Consider the following 20,835-nt stretch of genomic DNA (forward strand, 5'->3'; position numbering starts at 1 on the left):
CAGGAAATCGTAGACCAGCAAACTCATCTGCCGAATCCTGCCCGGAGTCACCGGCGATGTAATTGCCTCCAATTGCTGGCTGCACAAGAGTGATTTCAACGCGAACGGCTCAGCTCAAAGAGTTCCGCCAGGGCGCGCTCTTTCATTTCTCAGGGGACGAACAGGTGATCATGATGGAAGGCCGAAAGCGGATTGACGCTGATGCCCGCGCGGGCAAGGCGGGTCGTGATCAGCGCCAGGAAACCCACCGCCGAGAGGGACGAACGTACTTCCAGGGTGATGCAGTGCTTGATTCCTTTTGTCCTATTACCTACAGCTTCAACGCAAGATGTTCTGTAAGTCTCTTCCTTGATATCGATCCCGATTTTGAACTTGGTGTAGTATCCAATGTTATACTCAGGAACCCCAAATGCCCGGGAGCATGCCTGTATCGCTTCAGCTGACACCACACAGAATTTTTTGCCTTGGGCCTCTTCATAGCCTGTCAGGACAGCCACATTGCCCAGATAACGCTGCGCGCCGGCTTGGCAGTCATAGCACTTGACCACCACGGAACCGACGGCTTTGCAGTTATCCTCGTTGACCCCGCCAGTAGCCAGGACAAACTGCGGAAGCATCAACATCAAGACACAAAAGAGCAGGGGCTTTTTACGAAACATTGATTTCTCCTTTTGAAGTGAGCACGCATGAATTTCTAAATAGCAAATCATGCCATCCGTCAAGACTTCAGTTCAATAAGATTACTGCTCACTTCTGAAGAGAATCAACAAAATCGTCAGCTCTTCCTGCTCGGGCCAATTGCACCTCGAAACTGCCAGATGACGATCAAAAATGCACCCCACAGCCAGACATTTCCCCACCGTGCAAACACTGTCAGAACATCAGGAAAGAAGAGCGTTTCCCGAGTGACAACGACCTTGCCATGGGGCGTCAAAGAGCCAGTCATAATCTCGCCGGTTGCCTTGACATGGGCGCCGCTTCCTGAATTGCTGCACCGGACCAGGGGACGCCGAAACTCCACTGCACGAAAAACCGCCATACCCAAATGCTTCATTTCCGCTCTCCGGCTGAAAAACCAGCCATCATTGGAAACTTCCACCAAAAGATTGGCTCCCTGGGCAACACCTTCCCGGACAAGGCTTGCAAAGCCGCTTTCAAAACAGATCAAGGGCTGGACCGCAAATGACCCTATATGAACAAGGCCGGGGCTCTCGCCTCTGGACAACCAAAGTTTTCGAACCGGTTTCACTTCTTTTTCCGGAAAGAAATATGCATACAGGCTGGTTTCTGAAAAAGGAACCGGAATCCTTTTTCTATAGGCCGGAGCGCATTCTTTCCCGGGGGCCAAGTGGAAAACAGTGCTGTACCGGGCATCAATTCTCTGTTCAACAATCATGCGATCATCCGCATCCGCTCTCTGTATCACGGGAGCCTCCAGGGCCAAAATCTCCTCGTGCCCATGCAGTAGAACCGGAACGAGAAGGCGCTCTAATTCTGCCTTAAGTCCGCTGTCTTCAAATTCCTCTGAGCGGCAGTCAAACCGAGGAAGCTCTGGAAACACAAGGAGATCCGCGCCCCGAACAAGATCCCGGTTCTTGATCAGCGCCTGCAGGGTCAGAGCCTCATCGGTTCTGAAGTTCTCCAATCCTTTCTCATCCCAGCGAACGGGAACAACCGGCTGCACCGAAGCCACACTCAGGCTCTGTCCTTCGACTTTCTGTGCATCGCCGTGAAGAGTGGAAATTTGCCAGACTCCGTATCCGAGAACCGCAGCCAGAAGAATGAAAAGGCAAAGGAAACTCACCCCGAAGGCCTTAACATCACGCTGCCTGATCCCGGAAAAGAGATCCGATGTCAGGCAGTTGGCCCAGATCAGACAAAAACAGACCAGCAGCTCTCCGCCAAGATCGGCAATCTGGATGAACTCAGGCCATAAGGCCGCCGTTACCGCCCAAGAAACCGGGAATAAAGCAGGACGCAGATAAATCAGTAAGGTCAAAAGACAGGCGCAGAAAAGCGGACTCCCGGAGCCCCCCTCTGATTCATCCAGCCGCAGACCGCCCCGAACAGGGCAAAGGGGATCCCCTGGTAAAGCCAGATGCCGACCAGGGATAGCCCGGATTGCCAGAGAGGGAGATTCATCAGGGTTTCCATGGCATTCAGCAGCCAAAGGGTACCGGAAGCCCAACTGAGGGTTCCAAAGATCCATCCGGCAATCAATCCCTTCAAGATTCCCGTTTGTCCGCCATGCCGCAGCATATGAATCAGTGGCGCAAGCAGAACACAGGCCAGCCAGGGAGAGTTTTCCAATGGGGAGAACACGCCGAGCATTATGGCAGCAGCCAGAAGGGGTGCCCAAGAAAACAGCACCGTCCTGCAGTTTAGAGAGAAAGAACTCTGCCACATTGTATTTTGATCACCCCCTGAAACCCATAGGGAGTCTTCTTGAAGTGGTCATGTCGACAACGGCAGGCGCATGCGAGGGAGGGAGAGGGGCCGGTCATGGAAAATGACCGCGACTGCAGTTATTCAGGACGTCGGGACGGGGTGATGACGCATGTTCCGGCATGAAGCGCGGTGGACGCATTTGGAGGCCTGGGTTCGTTCTATCGCGCATGTCGAGGACGATGTCCGAATTCTCGGTATTGTCCAGGATGGGCTTGTCGTATTCGTCAGTGAGCATCATGGTCCGCCAGCCGATTTGTTCCTGGGACATCACCCCCTGGCCATGCTTTCGTAAGCCGTGCCTACAGGATGCTTGATGCTTCGTAACTACTCGGAACATCTCGCAACAAGACAAGGATTGTTCCGGCTTGTCTCGATTTTTTGGCATCGCCTGTCTGACTGTACCAGGATTCGTTCATCGAACCATTGCCGGACGCATGAAGCAAGTTGAAGTTCGGGCATGAATTTGAAGTTCATGCCCGTAATTGTGAGGTTATTCCATTACTGCCGAGTGTCGTTGGCAACCGGCTCGAGGCGCAGCAGCGGGGAGTCACCGTCGTCGGCTATCACGTAGATGAAGCCGTCGTCCGGGCCCACGGCCACGTCGCGGATCCGCAAGCCCTCGCCTTCGAGAAGCCGTTCCGGAGGCGAGACGGATTCCCCATCCACGGCAAAAAGGCCCAGGTAACGGTGAAAGAGGTTGCCCACAAGCAGATGGCCCTGCCATTGGGCAAAGGCCTCGCCGATGTAGAAGGTCATGCCCGAGGGCGGGAAGTGGTCCGTGCGGCCCGGGCCCCAGTGGAAGACCGGCGCGATGAACTCGTCGGTCTCGTCATGGGGAATGGCGAAAGGTTGGCCTGTGCGATAGTCCACGCCGTAGCTGGCCAGGGGCCAGCCATAGTTGCCGCCCCGGGTCACGATGTTGATCTCGTCGCCGCCCGACTCGCCGTGCTCCGCCAGCCAGATCGCGCCGGTTTCCGGATGAACCGTCATGGCCTGGATATTGCGGTGCCCGTAGGACCAGATGGCCGGATCCGCGTCCGGCTGATCGACAAAGGGGTTGTCCTCCGGCACCGAGCCGTCCAGGGTCAGACGGATGGTTGCGCCATTGGCGTTGGAGAGATCCTGGGAGATGTGCTCGGGGCCGAAGTTCTTGAAGTTGCGGTCGCCGAAGCCGACGAAGACATAGCCGTCGCGAAACACGATGCGTGAACCGTAATGCGCCGTCGAGTCAAAAAACGGATCGGCGACATACAGCACTTCGAGGTCCGAGAGCGCAAGCGCGTCCAGATCGAGCATGGCTCGGCCCAGATGGGTGGCGGTGCGGCCCTGGTCCTCACCCGCCCAGGTCAGGTAGATCCAGGCCTCCTCGGGAAAGGCGGGATGAACGGCGATGTCCAGGAGCCCTCCCTGGTTGCGCGCATCGACCTCCGGCACGCCTGTCAGCTCGTCGATATCGCCGCTGCCCGGATCGACGATCCGCAGCCTCCCGCCACGCTCGGTTACCAGAATGCGACCGTCGCCCGGCAAGAAGGTCATGGCCCAGGGCGTGTCCAGCCCCTCGGCGACCGTGACGACGTGATAGGCTGCCTGTTCGGCATTGCCGCATGCCGGCATGAAGACCAGAGTTACAGTCAAGACAAGCATGGCCCCGGAACGAGACAGCTTCGAGTAAATAACGGGCAAGAAGGAAAATGGTTTCATGGCTTCATCTCCTTTTTTAGTAACTGCTCAAAGGTTGGGCGATGAGATTTACCGTGCAAGGAGTGCTCCGGAATGGAGTTTCGTGATTCAGCGACTGGGGTTGTGCTCCAGTCGGAACTTTGTCCTGATCGCGATACACCGCGGTCGCACTGGGGTGCGGCGCTCCCGGAATTTTTCGTTGATTGCCATAATTTTTTGAGCAGTCACCTTTTTTATGAAGATATAGTTATCTGAAGCATGTCAGTCCACTGGATGTGACCCAAGTGTCACAAGGTGGCACGACCCCGTCTTTCCACTCTCCTCGCAGCAGCATCATTGTGCGACCTGCTTCAGGTGTCCCTCATCTGTGGGCCTTGCCCGTAATCGTCTCCAGGCGGATCCTGAAAACCTTGGTCTTGGAGAAGAATCTGTCCATGTATTCGAGCCCTTCCTTGAAGTAGTCGGGTGAATATTTCCTGACGAGCAAGACCAGTCCTTCCTTTTTTTCCTCATCGAAAAGCTCTTCCGCTATCCCCGCGGCAACAACGTTTTCGTATTTTGTTCCGAACTTTTCAGGCAGCACCTCTGTCTTGCCGACCACGCAAAACGAGACTTTTCCGTTGACGGAAAGCAACTCGATCTTCTTTCCCTCCGGAGCGCAGTGGAAGTAGATGCAGTCGCCATCAAAGGCGAAGTTCAGAGGAATGCCGTAGGGTGCGCCATTCAGGGACGCCATGGACAAGATGCCGAATTCCGCTGTTCCGAGGAGGCTTCTTGCCTCCTCAATGTCTACTGCTCGATCTTTACGTCTCATTGTTTTCTCACTCGAACGGATTCCGGCTTTCCTATGAATTCAGAATTTCCAATCCTGTTTACTGAATACCAGTCTTTCATAAAGCGGAACTGCTCAATAACTTGGGCAACAATGAGAATAAATCCTGCGAGTTCCGCAGCCCGGTGCGGCAGCGGTGTAATGCATAGAGCCCAGTTTTCGGCTGGAGCGTGGACTCAGGAGCAAGATCATCAAACTCCGCATAAGTTGTAATCTTTGCACAGGAATGCCCGGTTGTTGCAGCAGATCCGGTTAGCCGTGTCGTCCACAGAAGGCCCGGTCAAAAATATCCTGGCTGCCTTTGACCCTGAAGGTCTTTGAGTGCAGCAAACTGTTTCTCTATTTCGTGCAGTAGTTCGGCCATCAAGCGGATATTGTCTCCCTGAGCGACTTGTTCCAGTTTCCTGGCCGCGGCGGCCAGAGATGGACATGCGGCGTTCTGAGCTGACCCCTTGAGGGTATGGGCTTCTGCCCGGACTCTCAGAATGTCGCCGACTCTGACGCATTCCCGCAACGTTTCCAATCTCTGTGGCGTATCCCCGATAAACGCACTCAACACCTCTTGTGCCAGGTCGTGATCGTTCATCACCCGGTGCAGCAACTGACCCTAGTCAAAGATCGGCAGGTTTTCGCCATGGGGTGTCTGACCTGAATCAGGAGGCGGTGTTGATTGCCATGGAGTCGAGGCAGCGTCCCGCCGAACAGAATCGTTTCCATCCGGCCGACCTGGAGAAACAGGCAGGAATTTTTCCATGATGTTGGCCAAGGTCGAGGGATTCACGGGCTTGGCCACATAATCGTCCATGCCGGCCTCCAGGCACATTTCCCGATCATGTTGCATGGCGCCGGCGGTCATGGCGATGATCGGAATTCTTCCAACATCCGAGATCCGGCCTCTGATTTCCGGCTCCCGACTTTCGTTTTCCGATTCCTGACTCCTTATCAGTTTGGTTGCCTCGAGCCGGTCCATCTCCGGCATTTGGACGTCCATGAATACAAGATTGAACTTCGTGCTGGACAGAGCTTCCAGCGCTTCCCGTCCATTGGATGCCGTTGCGACGTCTAGACCCATTTTTTGAAGGATGCCCAAAGCGACCTGCTGATTCACCTGGTTGTCGTCAACCACAAGCACCTTGCCGGAGAAACTGGGCCGGGGAAGACTCCGGCGAAGTCTTTCTCGGGCCATGTGCCGCGTAACGATGGGATTTTTCGCGGATTTCACCCTCGGGTTGTTCAGGACGAAGAGAATGGTGTCGAGCAGTTCTGATTGGCGTACGGGCTTGTTCAAAAAGGCGGCAAAGCCAAGTTCGGCGAATCGTCGGGCATCTCCAGGCGCTCCCAGGGCGGTGATCAGGATCAAGGCGATATCCGAGAACCTCTGGTCGGCTTTGACGGCGCTGCCCAGTGCCGCGCCATCCATGTCCGGCATGTGCATGTCGATCAACACCAGGCCAAAGGGTTCACCCGCCTGGTGGGATGCATCCATGGCGGTCAGGGCCGCCGCCCCTCCATTGGCTTCCTTGGGCAGCATCTTCCAGGAAGCCCCGCTGCCGTCAGGAAGCATGACGTCCAACAGGACGAGATGGGGACGCATCCGGCGAATGGAATCCAGTCCGGCAGTTCCGGTTTCAGCCTTGAAAACGCGATACCCGGCGTTGGTGAGGATTTTTTCTGGTATCCAGGCAAAAACAGGATCGTCGTCAACAATAAGCACGGAGCCTGAATCCGCGAAATGATCCGGCGTTGCGAGACCGGAGGATGTCGTCGCGGCGTACTTCCCAGTCGAGTTACCCATTGGCAGCCTCAACAATGGATCGCAGCTTTTTCTCCGGATTCACGTTTCCCAGTGATCTGACAAAATATTCATTCATTTCGGCTTACAACTTCTTCAGCTTCGCAACCAAATCATGCAGATCCGTCGCCTAGCTCTGCCCTTTACCCATAGAAAAAACGGAACAACGGAAACAAAGTTGTTTATGCTCTACGCATGGAGACACAAAACCAACTCAAGCGGATTTTGGCCCAGCCTGCCAACTTGAAATATTTGCGCGGGATGATTGGGAAGCAGGAACATTCAACCAGAAATTCTCTAGCGTCAGCCGTTTGTCAGCACTTCGACTTTTTCGACACGCGTGGGTTGGAGCAGACTGGAGGATGCATCAAGGCATTGCGCGAATTGGAAAGGGCAGGGCATTTTGTCTTGCCAGCGGGGAAAAAACAACCGCAGATTCGAACGCCCCGCCGCTTACATGCACCTCTTCCCGAGCCACTTAACGTTCCTTGTCAGGCTCAGGATCTGAAGGGCTTGCAGCTTACCTTGGTACGCACAGACATGCAGATGCGCACCTGGAACGAAATGATGATTACCTACCATCCTCATGGCGCTGGGCCTCTTGTTGGGCGACAATTGCGATATCTGGTCAAATCTGATCATGGATTGCTAGGCGGTTTGGGTTTTGCCGCCGCGGCCTTGCATTTGGCTGATCGCGACGCATGGATCGGCTGGAGCTACGAACAGCGTCGAGCGTATTTGCATTATATCATTGGTTTGAATCGTTTTTTGATCCGTCCTGGTGTCCATTGCCGCAATTTGGCCTCAAAAGTGTTGAGCATGGGGCTGGCGGCAATGGCCCAGGATTTTAAATATGCATATAATTACAACCCATTGCTTGTAGAAACATTCGTGGAATCGAGCACAGGAACGTGTTTTCGGGCAGCGAACTGGGTCCATGTTGGGTGCACAAAAGGGCGCGGTAGGCAAGATAATCATCGTGATCCAGCTCTCAACATCAAGGACATTTACGTCTTTGCGCTCGACCAAGATTTTCGGGAGCACATGGGAGTCGCGCCGAAAGAGGTTCCTGGCCCCCTTGAGCTTACTGACGGCCTGGATGCGGATCAATGGGCGCAAAACGAATTCGCAAACGCTCCGATTGGGGATGCCCGATTGCGCAAAAGGCTCGTGCGCTGTGCAAAAGAATTTTCTGACAAACCAGGCAGTTCGTACAGCGGAGTTGCCAAGGGAGACTGGGCGGCGACCAAGGGGTATTACCGTATGATCGACCAGCCTGACGACTCCGCGATGACGATGGAAAACATTCTCTTGCCGCATCGGGAGCGGACGATACGGCGCATGCAGGCGGAGCAGGTCGTCTTGTGCATCACGGACAAGTCGGACCTGAACTACAACAATCTGTCCAAATGCCAGGGATTGGGGGTTATAGGGTGCAACCAGACCGGTGCGCAGACACGAGGTTTGAGAATGTGCTCGACGTATGTGGTGAATACGCAAGGCCTTCCCTTGGGTATTTTGAAAGGCTCGTGCAAGGCTCCGGAACCCTTGTCCCCGGAAGAAAAAAAACGGCCATCCAGTACAGTGCCCATCGAGGAAAAGAAAACATTTGATTGGATTGAGCACCATCGTGACCTTGTCGAAATAAAAGAACAGCTGCCTGGTACACGTCTGATTCATGTCTGCGACCGTGAGGCGGATTTCTTCGAGCTATTCGACGAGCAACGTGCCAACTCAAGCGTGGATCTCCTGGTACGGGCTAAGCATGATCGCAACATCGGCGGTGAACCCGGCAAACTGTTTGCAACCGTTGCCGAACAAAAAGCTTTGGGCAGGATTGAAATCTCCGTGCCGCGTCAAAGTGCGCGGCCCAAAAAGTCCAAGCAAAAGGCCCGGGCGAAAAGAGGTGAACGTAAGGCGGTTCTGGAACTGCGCGCCATGCCCGTTCAAATTCGGCCTCCTGGCTCCAATCTCGAGAAACTGCCGGTGGACATCTGGGTGGTGCATATACGGGAGAAACATCCGCCGGCCAACGACGACCGGGTCGAATGGTTTCTTTTGACGACCATTGCGGTCGCATCCTTCGATGATGCAAAAATATGCTTGAATTGGTACCAGTTGCGTTGGCGCATCGAGGACTGGCATCGCGTCCTCAAGTCCGGTTGCCGCATTGAAGATCTCGCTCACGAGACAGCCGAACGACTGCGTCGGGCCATTGCCATCAAAATGGTCATTGCTTGGCGAATCATGCTCATGACCCTGCTTGGCCGTGAGACCCCGGACTTGCTGGCGGATATCCTGTTCTCCAGCTTGGAGCTGCGAGTTCTTGAAGCTTTTTCAAAAAAAACTTCTTAAATCCTCCTCACTGCGTGTTTAATGCAGTTCAGTTGGTTGCAAATCTTGGCGGATACCTCGGTCGAAAAAACGATCCGCCTCCTGGCCATCAAATTCTCTGGAAGGGCTACGAAAAAATGCAAGCCATGTGCTACGGGGTATGGTTAATGGAACAGGAAAACGTCGGCGAATTAATTGTGGGTAAAGGGCAGGGCCAGGGCAACGCGTTGCTGCTGGCCGCCTGAAAGTTGGTGGGGGAATTTGGCGGCCTGATCATTGAGATGCACCAGGTTGAGCATTTCCTTCACCCGCCGGGAGATAGGGTCTTTCGCCCAATTGCGGCATTCCAGGCCATAGGCGACGTTGGCCGCAACGGTCATGTTCGGGAAGAGGGAATAGGACTGAAAAACAACGCCGAAATTGCGATCGCGAGCTGGAACCAGGGACAAATCCTCTCCGTTCAGGGCCAATTCACCCCGGTCCTGGCGTTCAAGTCCGGCAATCACCCGCAGCAACGTCGTCTTCCCGCATCCTGACGGTCCGAGAAAGCAAACCAGAGAGCCGAGTTCGATGGAAATGGAGACATCGTCCAACGCCTTCAGCTCGCCGAACATCTTGGTAACATTGCGAATTTCCAGGGACATGCTATCACCTTTGCAATCGTGTTTATCACTGCTCAGCACGTTTTGTGGGATACCCCACGTAAATCGGGGTCGGGGTCGGTATCGGTATCGGTATCGAAATCGGTTTGAAATCGTTTCGAGATGTCCAATGCCCCCTGAATTCATTATCGATACCGATCTCGATAGCGATCCCGACTCCGATGCCCAACTCGGCAACACCAGTCGCATACTGAATAGTTGCTCGTGTTTCAGGATGTGCGGCCGTCGCATCGCGGCGGCCGTGCATCCATTCTTGCGTTCCCGCTCCGGATCGGGAGCTCGCGGACAAACAGATCAGCGCTCCAATCTCGTCTGCCATTCCTGTAGAATGCGGTCGCGATTGGCTGCGGACCAGCCGAAGTCCATGTCCACCATCACCGAACCGATGTCTTCGGGCAGCCCTGCCTTGCGGAAAGATTCCGGCATGGTTCCGCCGCTGACTGTGACGATCTCTTTCCAGTTGTAATACTCCTGCACCGCTGCATCGGAGAGGGTCCAGTCGATAAATCGCTTGGCCGCCTCCTTGTTCCGCGAGGATTTCATCAGTCCGGTGGCTTCCAGTTCATTGCCGGCGCCTTCGGCGGGAATGACCATGGTGATGGGATATCCTTCACCGATATTCTTAATGGCGCGCAGGGCGAAGGAAGCTCCCACGGCGAACTCCCCGGCGCTGGCCATGTTGCAGGGCCGGGAACCGCTTTTGATGTACTGCGCGATGTTCTTGTCCAATCCTTCCAGGTATTGCCAGCCATCTTCCTCGCCCTTCATTTGCAGAATCGAGGCGATCTGCAGGTATCCGGTGCCGGAACTCGCCGGGTTGGGCATGACCACTTCCCCCTTGAACTCGGGCTTCAACAGATCCTCCCAGGACGTGGGCATGGGCAGGTTCTTGCGGGCCAGGACCTCGTTGTTCACGCAAAAGGCGGCCATGTAACCGGTCTTGGCGAACCAGCGGTTCTCCGGATCCCGAAACCGGGCCGGAACGCGCTCAATCCCCTTTGGCTCATAGGGCTCCAGCATGTCCAGAATCCGGGGATCAACCATGTTCGTCACGGCCCAGCCCCAAATCACGTCATGGCGCGGATTCGCGGCCTCGGCGAGCATCCGGGCATGCAGATCCCCCGTGGAAAGGCGCAGCATGTTCACTTTCAGATCCGGCAGATCGCGCTGCATCGCGGCCAGAAACGCCGCGGCTTCGTCTTCCTCGTACGAGGTGTAGACGGTGATCTCATCTGCCTGGACATTCGTAGAAAGCATGCTCACGCAGATGAACAGCGCAAGAAGAGAGGCGATCCCCAACTTGATGTACAACTTCATTTTCATTCCATTGCTCCTTTAATGATGATGTTCAACAGTGACGATACATAATCGTCACTGTTGAACTTATTTGGATTGGTGCATTGGAATCAACTCGGTTGTGTTACAGTCGTGTTGATTTTTTGTAACGAGATGCGGGTTGAGGGCTATGGGCTATAGGCGATGGGATTTATGGGGATGAGTCAGCGGAATGGGTTATGTGGAGTATTGGAATTCCAGGGGCATCACATTGGGACGGACAGGGACCAGAGCATCATCGGCGATCATGCCGCAATTGTGCTCGTTTCAGCAGAGCAGTTCAGCTTGCGTTGTGGGGAAGGTGGTGTGGTTGAGGAGCAATAGGTTAGGCATGGAGCGACTTGATGAACTCGTCGGGGGATACGCCCGCCTATTTGAGCAAGCCGAGGAGGGTGCCGACTTTCAACTCGTTGTGGTTGGACACAACGCAGCCTGAAGAACCGCGGCGCATGACAATATGGCTGCCACGCTGGCGTACTGCCACGAAGCCCAGGCGCTCCAACGCACGAATAGCATCTGCACCTGAGACGACGGGCAGCTTAGGCATACGCCGATACTTGGAAGGTGGTCAGCAAGGGACGTCCGCTGATGGAAAGCGGAAATTCCTCCAGGTAAAGCTCTGTTGCCTCGCGAAGATTGTTCAATGCTTCCTCGACAGTTTCACCCTGTGTGGTGGTGCCGGTTTCGGGGTTGAAGGCCACGTAGCCCCCCTCCGGAGCGGGTGTCAATATAGCTGAAAGTTCCATGATGATCTCCTCAAGGATATGGAGTGTCCTTAACAATTGATTCTAAAGTTCCGGACAACTCCAAGACTCAGGTGCTGAAGTCTATCAGCGCTTTTCCAGAAATCGTCGGATAACGGTTCACCGAGTACCTCAGACTTCCATTTAACCAACTGTCAATTCAGATAAAACAGAGACATTGATTACGCAACCATTAAAAAATTTCCGACTGCCGTCGCGACATGCTGACATTACTAGAACGAAGACTTTTGAGAGCCTGATCTCATTTCCGGCCGGGCATATAGTGGACTCAGACCCAAGCTGGTCATTAAAATCGGCCGAAAGCCCAGGCGGGATACGCGGGCATTTCATAAGCCGCGTCATGCTCATGGGTTGATCGTTTCGGCGGAGCAGTTCAGTTTGCGTTGAGTGGGGAGGGAGGCGTGTTTGAGAAGCAGCGGGGTGAGGTCGGGGGCGGCCATGGGGCGGCTGAAGAGGTATCCCTGGATGAAGTCACAGCCCTGCTCGCTGAGAAACTGACGCTGCTCCTCGGTTTCCACGCCCTCGGCCACCACGCTGAGCTTCAGGCTGCGTGCCAGGGCGATGACCGCCGTGGCGATGGTTGCCCCGTCTTCCTGGCGGCCGATGCTCTGGATGAAACATTTGTCGATTTTCAATGTGTCGATGGGCAGGTTGAGCAGATAGCTCAGGGATGAGTATCCCGTACCGAAATCATCGATGGCCGCCAGCACGCCCATCTTCCCCAGTTCGTTCAAGGTCCGCAGGGCCTGATCGATGTTCTTCATGAGCACCTTCTCGGTCAGTTCCAGTTCCAGGCAGCGGGGGTCCAGACCGGTATCCCGCAGGATGCGGCCCACGGTTTCCGCGAAGTCCGGCTGTTCCAGCTGCCAGCCGGCCAGATTCACCGCCATGCAGACATAGATGCCCTGATCCTGCCACCGCTTGTTCTGCATGCAGGCCTCCCGGAGCACAAATTCTCCGATGGAGGCCATCAGCCCCAGTTCCTCGGCCAGGGGGATGAACGCTAACGGCGGAATAAATCCTTCGACGGGATGATTCCATCGCAAAAGCGCTTCCACGCCGACAACCCGACCCGTGGAGAGTTCGACCTGGGGCTGGTAATGCAGAAGGAGCTGGTTCTCTTCCACGGCCCTGCGGAGCTTGTTTTCCAGGCTCAGGCGGTTGGCGATCAGTTCATTCATCTTTGCCGTGTAGAACTGAAAGTTGTTCTTTCCGCTTCCCTTGGCATGATACATGGCCGCGTCGGCGTTCTTCTGCAGCTCCTCGGCATCCCGCGCATCCGTGGGATAAAATGCCAAGCCGATGCTTGTGGTGACCACGACCTCATTGCCTTCCAGGATAAACGGCTGGGCGATGAAATGCAGAATTTTTTGGGCCACCAGGGCCACGTTCTGCATGGAGTCGACATCATCCAGGATGATCGTGAATTCATCCCCTCCCAGTCGCGCCACGGTATCCTTCTTGCGGATCGATTCGCGCAGGAGGGCAGCCACCTTTTTGAGCAACAGGTCGCCCACCCCGTGACCCAAAGTATCATTGATCAGCTTGAACCGATCCAGGTCCAGAAACAGGAGCGCGACCATATGCCCGTTGCGATCCGCGCTGTTGCAGGCCTGGAGCAGACGGTCCCTGAACAGGAGCCGATTGGGCAGACCGGTCAGGGCGTCATAATGAGCAAGATAATACAGGTGGGCCTGCTTGCGTTCGGTGATGGCGCTCAGCAGATCATGCCCGTTGCCGATGCCGACATATTTCCCGTTTTCGGTCAGAATAAACCCGTCGTACATGTGCTGCATGCCGGCATCAATAATGATGCGGGCCAGGTCGTCGATAGAAACGTCCTTGTCCACAATCACCGGATTGCCGACCATGTATGCCTTGATAGGTTTTCGTCCATGCAGTTCCCTGGTGAACGGCAGGCTGTACATCTCGTTGAGCTTGTTCCTGTTGATCAAACCCACCGGCTTACCGTCCCGGACCACGGGCAGGACCATCAGGCTCTGGTGTTTCCGGAAGATGTCATAGACGTCCGTCAACGTGGTGTCCGGAGCGACACAGGGAACATGACGCATCAACACGCAGGCCCGGGGGGTGGTTTTGTCCGGAAGCTCCGACATGCACAAGGCCTTGCCGCCTTCCGCGGAAGAAATAATGTCCTTGGGAATCAAATCTTTTTGCGGCATGAAACAATCAACGTGAGCGCTCATGACCATCCTGTGATGCAAAGGTTGCTGAGTGATTAGAGCAAGCTTCGTACTCTGCTGATTTGCTGAGATACCGGGTTTCTGTCCTTGCGGCCGGCTGACGCATCGGGACGGTGTTTCACGCAGCCTGGAATCAGCCGAAGCGGCCGGTGATGTAGTCTTCCGTGGCTTTTTCCTTGGGCTGGGTGAACAGGGAGACCGTGTCCATGTATTCGATGAGTTCGCCGAGATACATGTAGGCGGTGTAGTCGGAAACCCGGGCCGCCTGCTGCATGTTGTGGGTGACGATGACGATGGTATATTTTTCTTTGAGCGTGAAGATCAGTTCCTCGATCTTGGCCGTGGAAATGGGATCCAGGGCCGAACAGGGTTCGTCCAGGAGGATCACCTCCGGCTCGATGGCCACGGCCCGGGCCACCACCAGGCGCTGCTGCTGTCCTCCGGAGAGGCCGAAGGCGTTTTCATGGAGCCGGTCCTTGACCTCGTCCCACAGGGCAGCGCCGCGCAGGGCGTGCTCCACGACCTGGTCCAGCTTTTTCCTCTCCTTCACCCCTTGCAGCCGCAACCCATAGGCCACGTTTTCGTAAATGGATTTGGGAAACGGATTCGGCTTCTGAAAGACCATGCCCACCCGACGCCGCAATTCGGTCACGTCCACGCCGCGGTCGTAAATGTTGCGGCCGTCCAGGTTGATGCTGCCCTCGATCCGGCAGATGTCGATCAGATCGTTCATCCGGTTGAAGCAGCGCAACAAGGTGGACTTGCCGCACCCGCTGGGTCCGATGAACGCCGTGACGCGGCGGCTGGGGATCTTGATGTTGATGTTTTTTAACGCATGGACCTTGCCGTAGTAGAGTTGCAGGTTGTCCACTTCCAGGGCGATGCTCTCCGAGCTGAAATCCAGTTTCTTCTGGTCCGACTCCGCGAAGAAACCGTTCATGATGCCATGGGTTTTTGTCGTATTGTTTGTCGCGTTCATTTTCTTTCCAAATGTTGAAGGCTGCCGAGGGTACATGTCTTCCTTCCGTCAGGTGTTGGATCGCCCGAGCAGAAATCAATCACTTTCACTGCGATACTTCTCGCGCAGGTAGTTCCGAATGGTGATGGCCGTCAGGTTCAGGGTAATGATGATCACGACCAGGGTCAGGGCCGTGGCATAGACCAGGGGTCGTGATGCTTCCACGTTGGGGCTCTGGAACCCCACGTCGAAGATATGAAAGCCCAGGTGCATGAACTTGCGTTCCAGATGCAGGTAGGGAAAATAGCCGTCCACGGGCAAGTTGGGCGCCAGCTTGACCACGCCCACCAGCATCAGCGGCGCGACTTCCCCGGCAGCCCTGGCCACGGCCAGAATCAAACCGGTCATCATGGCCGGAGTGGACAACGGGATCACCGTCCGCCAGAGGGTCTCGGCCTTGGTTGCGCCCAGGGCCAGGCTGCCATGGCGGATGGTACTCGGAATCCGCGCCAGGCCCTCCTCGGTGGAAACGATGACCACGGGCAGGGTGAGCAGGGCCAGGGTCAGGGAGGCCCAGAGCAGTCCCGGCGTGCCGAAGGTCGGCGAGGGCAGGGATTCCTCATAGAACATTCTGTCCAGATTGCCGCCGATGAAATAGACGAAGAACGCCAGACCGAACACGCCGAAAACAATAGACGGCACCCCGGCCAGATTGTTCACCGAAATGCGCACGATGCGCACCAGCAGACCCTGCTTTGCGTATTCCCGCAGATAGATCGCGGCCAGGACTCCCATGGGCGTAACTACGATGGACATCAAAATGACCATCAGCACGGTGCCGAAAATCGCCGGAAAAATGCCGCCCTCGGTATTGGCCTCCCGCGGATACCCGCTCAGGAACTCCCAGATCATGGTCACATAATGATGCGCCTTCTGCGCGAGCGACATGTCGTTGGGCCAGAAAGCGTGTACCACGTTGGCCACGGGGATCTCGACAATTCTGCCGTCGCCTGCCTCTGCCAGGAGTGAATCACGGCGCATTTCCGCCACCAGTTCCAGACGGCGCGTATTGATCACCTCGTATTGCCGATTCAGCTCATCCCGCTGCTCACGAAATTCCGCCATCCGCTCCTGTCGGGTGGCCTCGTCCAGTTCCCGATCCAGTTCGATGCGCCGTTCCGCCAGGCGGATGCGCTCGATCTGCCGGTTCAGCCCGCCGATTTCATGGCGCTCGATGCGGGTGATTTCCTTGGCCAGGGTATTGGCCCGCTCCACGCGCGGGATCAGTTCCGCTCGTGCCGCGAATCCCTCGGCCACAACCTGCCCGGATTCCCGCACCTCGCGCAGAAAGCCGAAGAAGTTCCCCCACTCCCGCCGCTCCAGGACCATGGCCTCCCGGGGCGTAGTCCATTCGGAAACGATCTGGGGTTCCGGATACCAGACGAAATCGCGGCCCGTCAGATCCCGGTTGCCTTGCTTGATCAGGAATCGCTGCGTCAGATCCACGTCTTCGGGAATGGGGTGTCCACTCTCCCGCAGCACGCTTCCGGCCACGCTCTGGGAACGGACCGGGTTACCCAGCACCCGGACCACGCTGTCCGGAGCCGCCTGAAACTCGAATTCCACCACCGGTGCGGGCCAGAAATGACCCAGACCACGCACCGCGATCAGGGCCAGCAGCCCGAACACCATGATCATGCTCAGGCTGATCATTCCTCCGGTCAGCCAGATCCAGGGGGAGCCGCTTTTGAACCATTGCCGTACGTTCATGCCATCATCCTCAAACTTGATAACCGGGAATTACCCATGTTGACGCATCGCTCGCAACGCATTTGTGTCCTGTTCACCCTGTCAAATAATCGTAACTGTTCAGCATGCTGCTGCCCTGCGGACTTTGGCATCGCAGGCGGGGTCGGTATCGGTATCGGGATCGGAAGCGAATCCTTGGAGGGAGCCACAACCTTCTCGAAACCGATTCCGATACCGACCCCGACCCCGATTGCCGGAGGAGATCACATAACGTGTGCTGAGTAGTTACCAAATTTCTTCCATTGTTGATTGAAGGCAAAGTCAGCTTTCAAACTACAGGGAGCTGTATTTCCTGCGCAGACGCTGGCGCACGACCTCCGCCGCCGTATTCACCACGAAAGTCAGCGCGAACAGGAACAGAGCCGCCAGGAAAAGTATCCGGTAATGGGTGCTCCCCACGGCGGTTTCCGGCAACTCCACGGCTATGTTCGCGGACAGGGTGCGCATCCCCTCGAAGATGTTGAAATTGATCACCGGGCTGTTGCCCGTGGCCATGAGCACGATCATGGTTTCGCCCACGGCCCGGCCGAAGCCGATCATCACCGCCGAAAAGATGCCCGGACTGGCCGTGAGCAGGACCACCCGGGTCACGGTCTGCCAAGGGGTGGCGCCCAGGGCCAGGGACCCTTGGGTCAGGTGCTTGGGCACGTTGAAGATGGCGTCCTCCGCAATGGAGAAGATGGTCGGAATGACCGCGAACCCCATGGCCAGCCCCACCACCATGGCGTTGCGCTGGTCGTAGGTGATGCCCACTTCGGTCAGCCACTGGCGCATGCTGCCGCCGAAGAACCAGATCTCGATGTAGGGACTGATCGCAATGCAGGCCCATCCCAACCCGATGAGCACCGGCACCAGAATCGCTGCTTCCCATCCGTCCGGCGCCAGCATCCGAAGCCTGCTCGGCAGTCTGGACCAGGCGAAGGCAGTAAGAATCATCATTGGCGGCATGAGCAAGATGATCGAAAAAACTGCCGGGAGATTGTCCTCCATGAACGGCGCCAGCCACAGTCCGGCCAGAAATCCGAGAATAACCGTGGGCAAAGCCTCCATGACCTCGATGGACGGCTTTACCACGGCACGCAGCTTGGGGCTCATGAAGTAGGCGGCGTAGATGGCTCCGAGCACGGCCAGGGGCATGGCGAAAAGCATGGCGTAGAAGGCGGCTTTCAGCGTGCCGATGGTGATGGGCACCTGGCTGAATTTGGGCTCGAACTCATCCGAAGCCGAGGACGACTGCCAGACAAAGGCCGGTTCGGACCGACCCTCGTACCAGACCCGCTGCCCCAGGGATTTGAAGGAGGCCTCGGGATGCGGATTGGCCACGTCCAGCAGGTGCACGACCCGCTGTTCATCCTCGGCCAGCAGGGCCCGATTCGTGGGCGAGAAGGCCAGGGTCCGAATCGGGCTGGACGTCACCGGCATCTGCAGGACAGTGCGGTGGGACGTGGGATAATGCAGGCCGATACCGCCGGAAGCGTCCGCTGAGGCGAACCCCTTGCGCGTATACTCCGAGGCCAGCATGGTGACAGCCGCGGGATGGGGAAGGAAGTCGCGGATGTGGGTGATGAAGTTTTCATTGTCAGCATCACGGACCAGGAAATACTGGCTCAAGGAACCATCTGAACGGCCGACGATGATGGACACCGTGCCCAGCAGGAAATCCAGCGCCGTGACGGATACGGAGGCATCCGGCACCACGGCCAGGCTGTGCGCCAGCCGTGCCTGGGCCGGACGTCGGACATCGTAGTAGTGCAGCATGCCTTGGGCATCGGCCACGAACAGATTGCTCATGTTCGATGAGATGAGCACCCGCTTGCCCTCTGCCGGAGCTGGCCCGAGATCGTGCTGGGAGGCGGAGACTTCGGTTTCCCCGGTCATGAAATTCACTCGAGTGCTCAGCAGTGACAGCAGAATTCGGTTGTCATCCGTAATCGCGGCCAGAATGGCGCCGCCCGCGCCGCGCTGGACGGCCACTTGCCTCAGCGGACGCGACTGGGAATCCACCGGAATCGGCTCCTCACCCAGGGGGAATTCCAGACGGGGAACTATGACCCGCGCTCCTCCGGTCCAATCCTGATCGAAATCGTGCCTTGCCGCGATGGCCGTTCCATTGGACAGCCCCAAGACCACCAGGTTGGAACGCGGTTCACCGAAAGCGAAGGAGGTGATCGTCACGTCCGGAGGCAACTCGATCATCTCCCGCCAGGACGTTTCTCCAGTGTTCAGATTGAAAAATACGACCGCTCCGTCGCTCTTGTACCGTACACCCAGCTCCTGATACCGATCCATGTCCAGAAGCAGCGTTTCGGCATCAGACCCGCCAGGGGCGCTGAACGAGGTCCTTTGCTCCATGTCCGCCGGCGCGAAAATGGGTGCCAGCTCTATGAACAGGAAGATGAAGATCAGTGCCAGGGCAAAGACAACGGCGAGCCCGCTGGAACTGATAAAATATTTGGCCAATCCATCCTTGAAGGCGCGGACTTTGCGCAGAGAGGCCCGCGTCCGGGCATCCGGCATGGCCCCGAACAATTTGCCCAGGGCGGTAGCGGATTCAGAGGAGGATGAAGAACCGTTGTTCATGGGACGTCCTGTACGTAAGATGAAGGTGTTCAGTAACGTTTAATCGCCCGAGCCTGTTCTCGCTTTGCTTTAAGCATGGCACAAAAGCCGGCATGCAATCGAAATCGAAGCCATTCAGCAAGCAACTTGTTTTTTACGATTTCGATTTCGATTGCGATGCTGATTTCAAGTCGAGTTGGGCTGAAATGGTACCGTTTTGAAGACGTAATACATAATGGTCAGGCAAATACACCGCTCCATGCCGTTGCACGGAGCGGTGCGGCCAAATCAGGCCGGCTGGGAACTACAGCCCGAGCTGCTGACGAAAACGGGAGGCAACGGATTCCGGCAGAGGGATGTAGCCGTCACGAACAACAACTTCCTGACCCTGCCTGGAGAGCACCAGGCGCAGGAACTCACGCTCGACCGGGGCCAGGGGCTCCTGGGGATGCTTGTTCACGTAGACCAGCAGCAGACGGGAAAGAGGATAATTACCGGCCGCGGCATTCTCGGCATTGGGCTCGTAACAGGCTCCGTCGGTCTCTTTGGACAGGGCCGCCGCCTTCACGCCGGAGGTGATGTACCCGATGCCGGAGTAGCCAATGCCGTTCAGGGACTCCGTCACTCCCTGGACAACGGAAGCTGATCCGGGCTGCTCGTTGATGGTCGGCTTGAAGTCGCCGCCGCACAGGGCGTTGTCCTTGAAGAAACCATAGGTGCCGGACACGGCATTGCGGCTGTACAATGTGAAGTCCCGGTTGGCCCAGGCGCCGGTCAGCCCCAACTGACCCCAGCGGGTGATGTCCTCGCCATGGCCGCAACGGCGGGTGGCTGAAAAGATGGCGTCAACCTGTGGGATGGACAGGCAATCCAGCGGATTGTCCTTGTTCAGGTACACGGCGATGGTGTCGATGGCCGTGGCCACTTCCGTGGGCTTGTAGCCGTAGCGCTGCTCGAACTGCTCGATCTCGGAAGCGCGCATGGGGCGGCTCATGGGACCGAAGTTGGCCGTGGCCTCGATCAGGGCCGGTGGAGCCGTGCTCGAGCCGGCGCCCTGGATCTGGATGTTCACGTTGGGATAGTAGCCCCGGAAGGCCTCGGCCCACAGGGTCATCAAGTTGTTCAGGGTGTCCGAGCCGATGCTGGACAGGTTGCCGGAAATGCCGCTGACCGGCGTGTATTCCGGAAGTTCCGGATCCACTCCGGTCTGGGCGGAGACGTTGCTCGCGGACAGCATGCCTACAAGGGCGATAATTGCTAAAAACTTGCGCATTCAGAAACTCCTCCTGATATTGGTTCAAAACCGCCTCGCCGGGATGGCGATGCCTTGCGCCTTTTCCATGACGGCAAGATAGGAGGACAATGTTACAGGAATATGACAGGAAGATGACATTTCTTTTGCATTGCGACACCGCCATCTTCCCAGGAACATTAACCGTTTTTGATTCGTTATTTCAA

At 56.5% G+C, this 20,835-nt stretch carries 18 protein-coding genes; 1 reads left to right on the plus strand and 17 read right to left on the minus strand.

Going from position 1 to position 20,835, the window contains the following annotated elements; translation table 11 throughout:
• Positions 1-149 precede the first annotated feature (149 nt).
• From ACYQ15_RS11840 to ACYQ15_RS11875, 8 genes are all read right to left on the minus strand, one after another.
• A complete protein-coding gene (locus tag ACYQ15_RS11840; protein ID WP_459937719.1) occupies positions 150-710 on the minus strand; it encodes an ACT domain-containing protein in 561 nt (186 codons plus the stop codon).
• A gap of 65 nt (positions 711-775) precedes the next feature.
• The gene (gene lnt / locus ACYQ15_RS11845) at positions 776-1,999 is read right to left on the minus strand and encodes an apolipoprotein N-acyltransferase (RefSeq protein ID WP_459937720.1); all 1,224 of its coding nucleotides are present in this window, start codon (positions 1,997-1,999) and stop codon (positions 776-778) included.
• Positions 1,996-2,331 (minus strand): hypothetical protein, encoded by a 336-nt coding sequence (locus ACYQ15_RS11850; RefSeq protein ID WP_459937721.1) that lies wholly within the window; start codon positions 2,329-2,331, stop codon positions 1,996-1,998. Before ACYQ15_RS11850 ends, lnt begins: the two co-directional genes overlap by 4 nt.
• Before the next feature lie 169 nt (positions 2,332-2,500).
• Positions 2,501-2,716: a hypothetical protein gene (locus ACYQ15_RS11855; protein WP_459937722.1), complete on the minus strand. Its 216-nt coding sequence runs from the start codon at positions 2,714-2,716 to the stop codon at positions 2,501-2,503.
• A gap of 230 nt (positions 2,717-2,946) precedes the next feature.
• Positions 2,947-4,149, minus strand: a complete 1,203-nt coding sequence (locus tag ACYQ15_RS11860; protein WP_459937723.1) for a PQQ-dependent sugar dehydrogenase — start codon at positions 4,147-4,149, stop codon at positions 2,947-2,949.
• Positions 4,150-4,489: 340 nt separating this feature from the next.
• Positions 4,490-4,942: a pyridoxamine 5'-phosphate oxidase family protein gene (locus tag ACYQ15_RS11865; RefSeq protein WP_459937724.1), complete on the minus strand. Its 453-nt coding sequence runs from the start codon at positions 4,940-4,942 to the stop codon at positions 4,490-4,492.
• A 298-nt stretch (positions 4,943-5,240) separates the two neighbouring features.
• Positions 5,241-5,546, minus strand: a complete 306-nt coding sequence (locus tag ACYQ15_RS11870; protein WP_459937725.1) for an Hpt domain-containing protein — start codon at positions 5,544-5,546, stop codon at positions 5,241-5,243.
• 21 nt (positions 5,547-5,567) lie between these two features.
• Entirely contained in the window at positions 5,568-6,755 is a 1,188-nt protein-coding gene (locus ACYQ15_RS11875) for a response regulator (protein ID WP_459937726.1), read from the minus strand.
• 372 nt (positions 6,756-7,127) lie between these two features.
• Between ACYQ15_RS11875 and ACYQ15_RS11880 the strand changes: the two genes are divergently transcribed.
• Positions 7,128-9,107, plus strand: a complete 1,980-nt coding sequence (locus tag ACYQ15_RS11880) for an IS4 family transposase (protein ID WP_459937727.1) — start codon at positions 7,128-7,130, stop codon at positions 9,105-9,107.
• A gap of 170 nt (positions 9,108-9,277) precedes the next feature.
• Here ACYQ15_RS11880 and ACYQ15_RS11885 read toward each other — a convergent pair whose 3' ends face one another.
• The 9 genes from ACYQ15_RS11885 to ACYQ15_RS11925 all read right to left on the minus strand — a co-directional run bounded on the left by ACYQ15_RS11885 (position 9,278) and on the right by ACYQ15_RS11925 (position 20,650).
• The gene (locus ACYQ15_RS11885) at positions 9,278-9,730 is read right to left on the minus strand and encodes an ABC transporter ATP-binding protein (protein WP_459937728.1); all 453 of its coding nucleotides are present in this window, start codon (positions 9,728-9,730) and stop codon (positions 9,278-9,280) included.
• Between the two features lie 312 nt (positions 9,731-10,042).
• Positions 10,043-11,071, minus strand: coding sequence for an ABC transporter substrate-binding protein (locus tag ACYQ15_RS11890; RefSeq protein WP_459937729.1), 1,029 nt, complete (start codon positions 11,069-11,071; stop codon positions 10,043-10,045).
• 382 nt (positions 11,072-11,453) lie between these two features.
• Complete coding sequence (locus ACYQ15_RS11895) at positions 11,454-11,630, minus strand: type II toxin-antitoxin system HicA family toxin (RefSeq protein WP_459937730.1); 177 nt, start codon at positions 11,628-11,630, stop codon at positions 11,454-11,456.
• Positions 11,623-11,829 (minus strand): hypothetical protein, encoded by a 207-nt coding sequence (locus ACYQ15_RS11900; RefSeq protein WP_459937731.1) that lies wholly within the window; start codon positions 11,827-11,829, stop codon positions 11,623-11,625. Before ACYQ15_RS11900 ends, ACYQ15_RS11895 begins: the two co-directional genes overlap by 8 nt.
• A gap of 362 nt (positions 11,830-12,191) precedes the next feature.
• Positions 12,192-14,054 (minus strand): EAL domain-containing protein, encoded by a 1,863-nt coding sequence (locus ACYQ15_RS11905; protein ID WP_459937732.1) that lies wholly within the window; start codon positions 14,052-14,054, stop codon positions 12,192-12,194.
• A gap of 130 nt (positions 14,055-14,184) precedes the next feature.
• On the minus strand, positions 14,185-14,991 hold the full coding sequence (pstB, locus tag ACYQ15_RS11910; protein WP_459939580.1) for a phosphate ABC transporter ATP-binding protein PstB: 807 nt from the start codon (positions 14,989-14,991) through the stop codon (positions 14,185-14,187).
• Positions 14,992-15,105: 114 nt separating this feature from the next.
• Positions 15,106-16,779: a phosphate ABC transporter permease PstA gene (gene pstA, locus ACYQ15_RS11915; RefSeq protein ID WP_459937733.1), complete on the minus strand. Its 1,674-nt coding sequence runs from the start codon at positions 16,777-16,779 to the stop codon at positions 15,106-15,108.
• Positions 16,780-17,091: 312 nt separating this feature from the next.
• Positions 17,092-19,398 carry an ABC transporter permease subunit gene (locus ACYQ15_RS11920; RefSeq protein ID WP_459937734.1) on the minus strand — a complete coding sequence of 769 codons (2,307 nt, stop codon included), beginning with the start codon at positions 19,396-19,398 and terminating at the stop codon, positions 17,092-17,094.
• Between the two features lie 283 nt (positions 19,399-19,681).
• Positions 19,682-20,650: a PstS family phosphate ABC transporter substrate-binding protein gene (locus ACYQ15_RS11925; RefSeq protein WP_459937735.1), complete on the minus strand. Its 969-nt coding sequence runs from the start codon at positions 20,648-20,650 to the stop codon at positions 19,682-19,684.
• Positions 20,651-20,835 lie beyond the last annotated feature (185 nt).

This window comes from Desulfonatronum parangueonense (genome assembly GCF_054656975.1).

Bases quoted from the DNA above. Each gene is read 5' to 3' on its own strand.
- ACYQ15_RS11840 (WP_459937719.1), bottom strand. From the start codon at position 710: ATGATTTGCTATTTAGAAATTCATGCGTGCTCACTTCAAAAGGAGAAA.
- ACYQ15_RS11850 (WP_459937721.1), bottom strand. From the start codon at position 2,331: ATGCTCGGCGTGTTCTCCCCATTGGAAAACTCTCCCTGGCTGGCCTGT.
- ACYQ15_RS11900 (WP_459937731.1), bottom strand. From the start codon at position 11,829: ATGGAACTTTCAGCTATATTGACACCCGCTCCGGAGGGGGGCTACGTG.
- ACYQ15_RS11905 (WP_459937732.1), bottom strand. From the start codon at position 14,054: ATGAGCGCTCACGTTGATTGTTTCATGCCGCAAAAAGATTTGATTCCC.
- ACYQ15_RS11895 (WP_459937730.1), bottom strand. From the start codon at position 11,630: ATGCCTAAGCTGCCCGTCGTCTCAGGTGCAGATGCTATTCGTGCGTTG.
- ACYQ15_RS11870 (WP_459937725.1), bottom strand. From the start codon at position 5,546: ATGAACGATCACGACCTGGCACAAGAGGTGTTGAGTGCGTTTATCGGG.
- ACYQ15_RS11875 (WP_459937726.1), bottom strand. From the start codon at position 6,755: ATGGGTAACTCGACTGGGAAGTACGCCGCGACGACATCCTCCGGTCTC.
- pstB (WP_459939580.1), bottom strand. From the start codon at position 14,991: ATGAACGGTTTCTTCGCGGAGTCGGACCAGAAGAAACTGGATTTCAGC.
- ACYQ15_RS11920 (WP_459937734.1), bottom strand. From the start codon at position 19,398: ATGAACAACGGTTCTTCATCCTCCTCTGAATCCGCTACCGCCCTGGGC.
- pstA (WP_459937733.1), bottom strand. From the start codon at position 16,779: ATGAACGTACGGCAATGGTTCAAAAGCGGCTCCCCCTGGATCTGGCTG.
- ACYQ15_RS11885 (WP_459937728.1), bottom strand. From the start codon at position 9,730: ATGTCCCTGGAAATTCGCAATGTTACCAAGATGTTCGGCGAGCTGAAG.
- ACYQ15_RS11925 (WP_459937735.1), bottom strand. From the start codon at position 20,650: ATGCGCAAGTTTTTAGCAATTATCGCCCTTGTAGGCATGCTGTCCGCG.
- ACYQ15_RS11855 (WP_459937722.1), bottom strand. From the start codon at position 2,716: ATGTCCCAGGAACAAATCGGCTGGCGGACCATGATGCTCACTGACGAA.
- ACYQ15_RS11865 (WP_459937724.1), bottom strand. From the start codon at position 4,942: ATGAGACGTAAAGATCGAGCAGTAGACATTGAGGAGGCAAGAAGCCTC.
- ACYQ15_RS11860 (WP_459937723.1), bottom strand. From the start codon at position 4,149: ATGAAACCATTTTCCTTCTTGCCCGTTATTTACTCGAAGCTGTCTCGT.
- ACYQ15_RS11890 (WP_459937729.1), bottom strand. From the start codon at position 11,071: ATGAAAATGAAGTTGTACATCAAGTTGGGGATCGCCTCTCTTCTTGCG.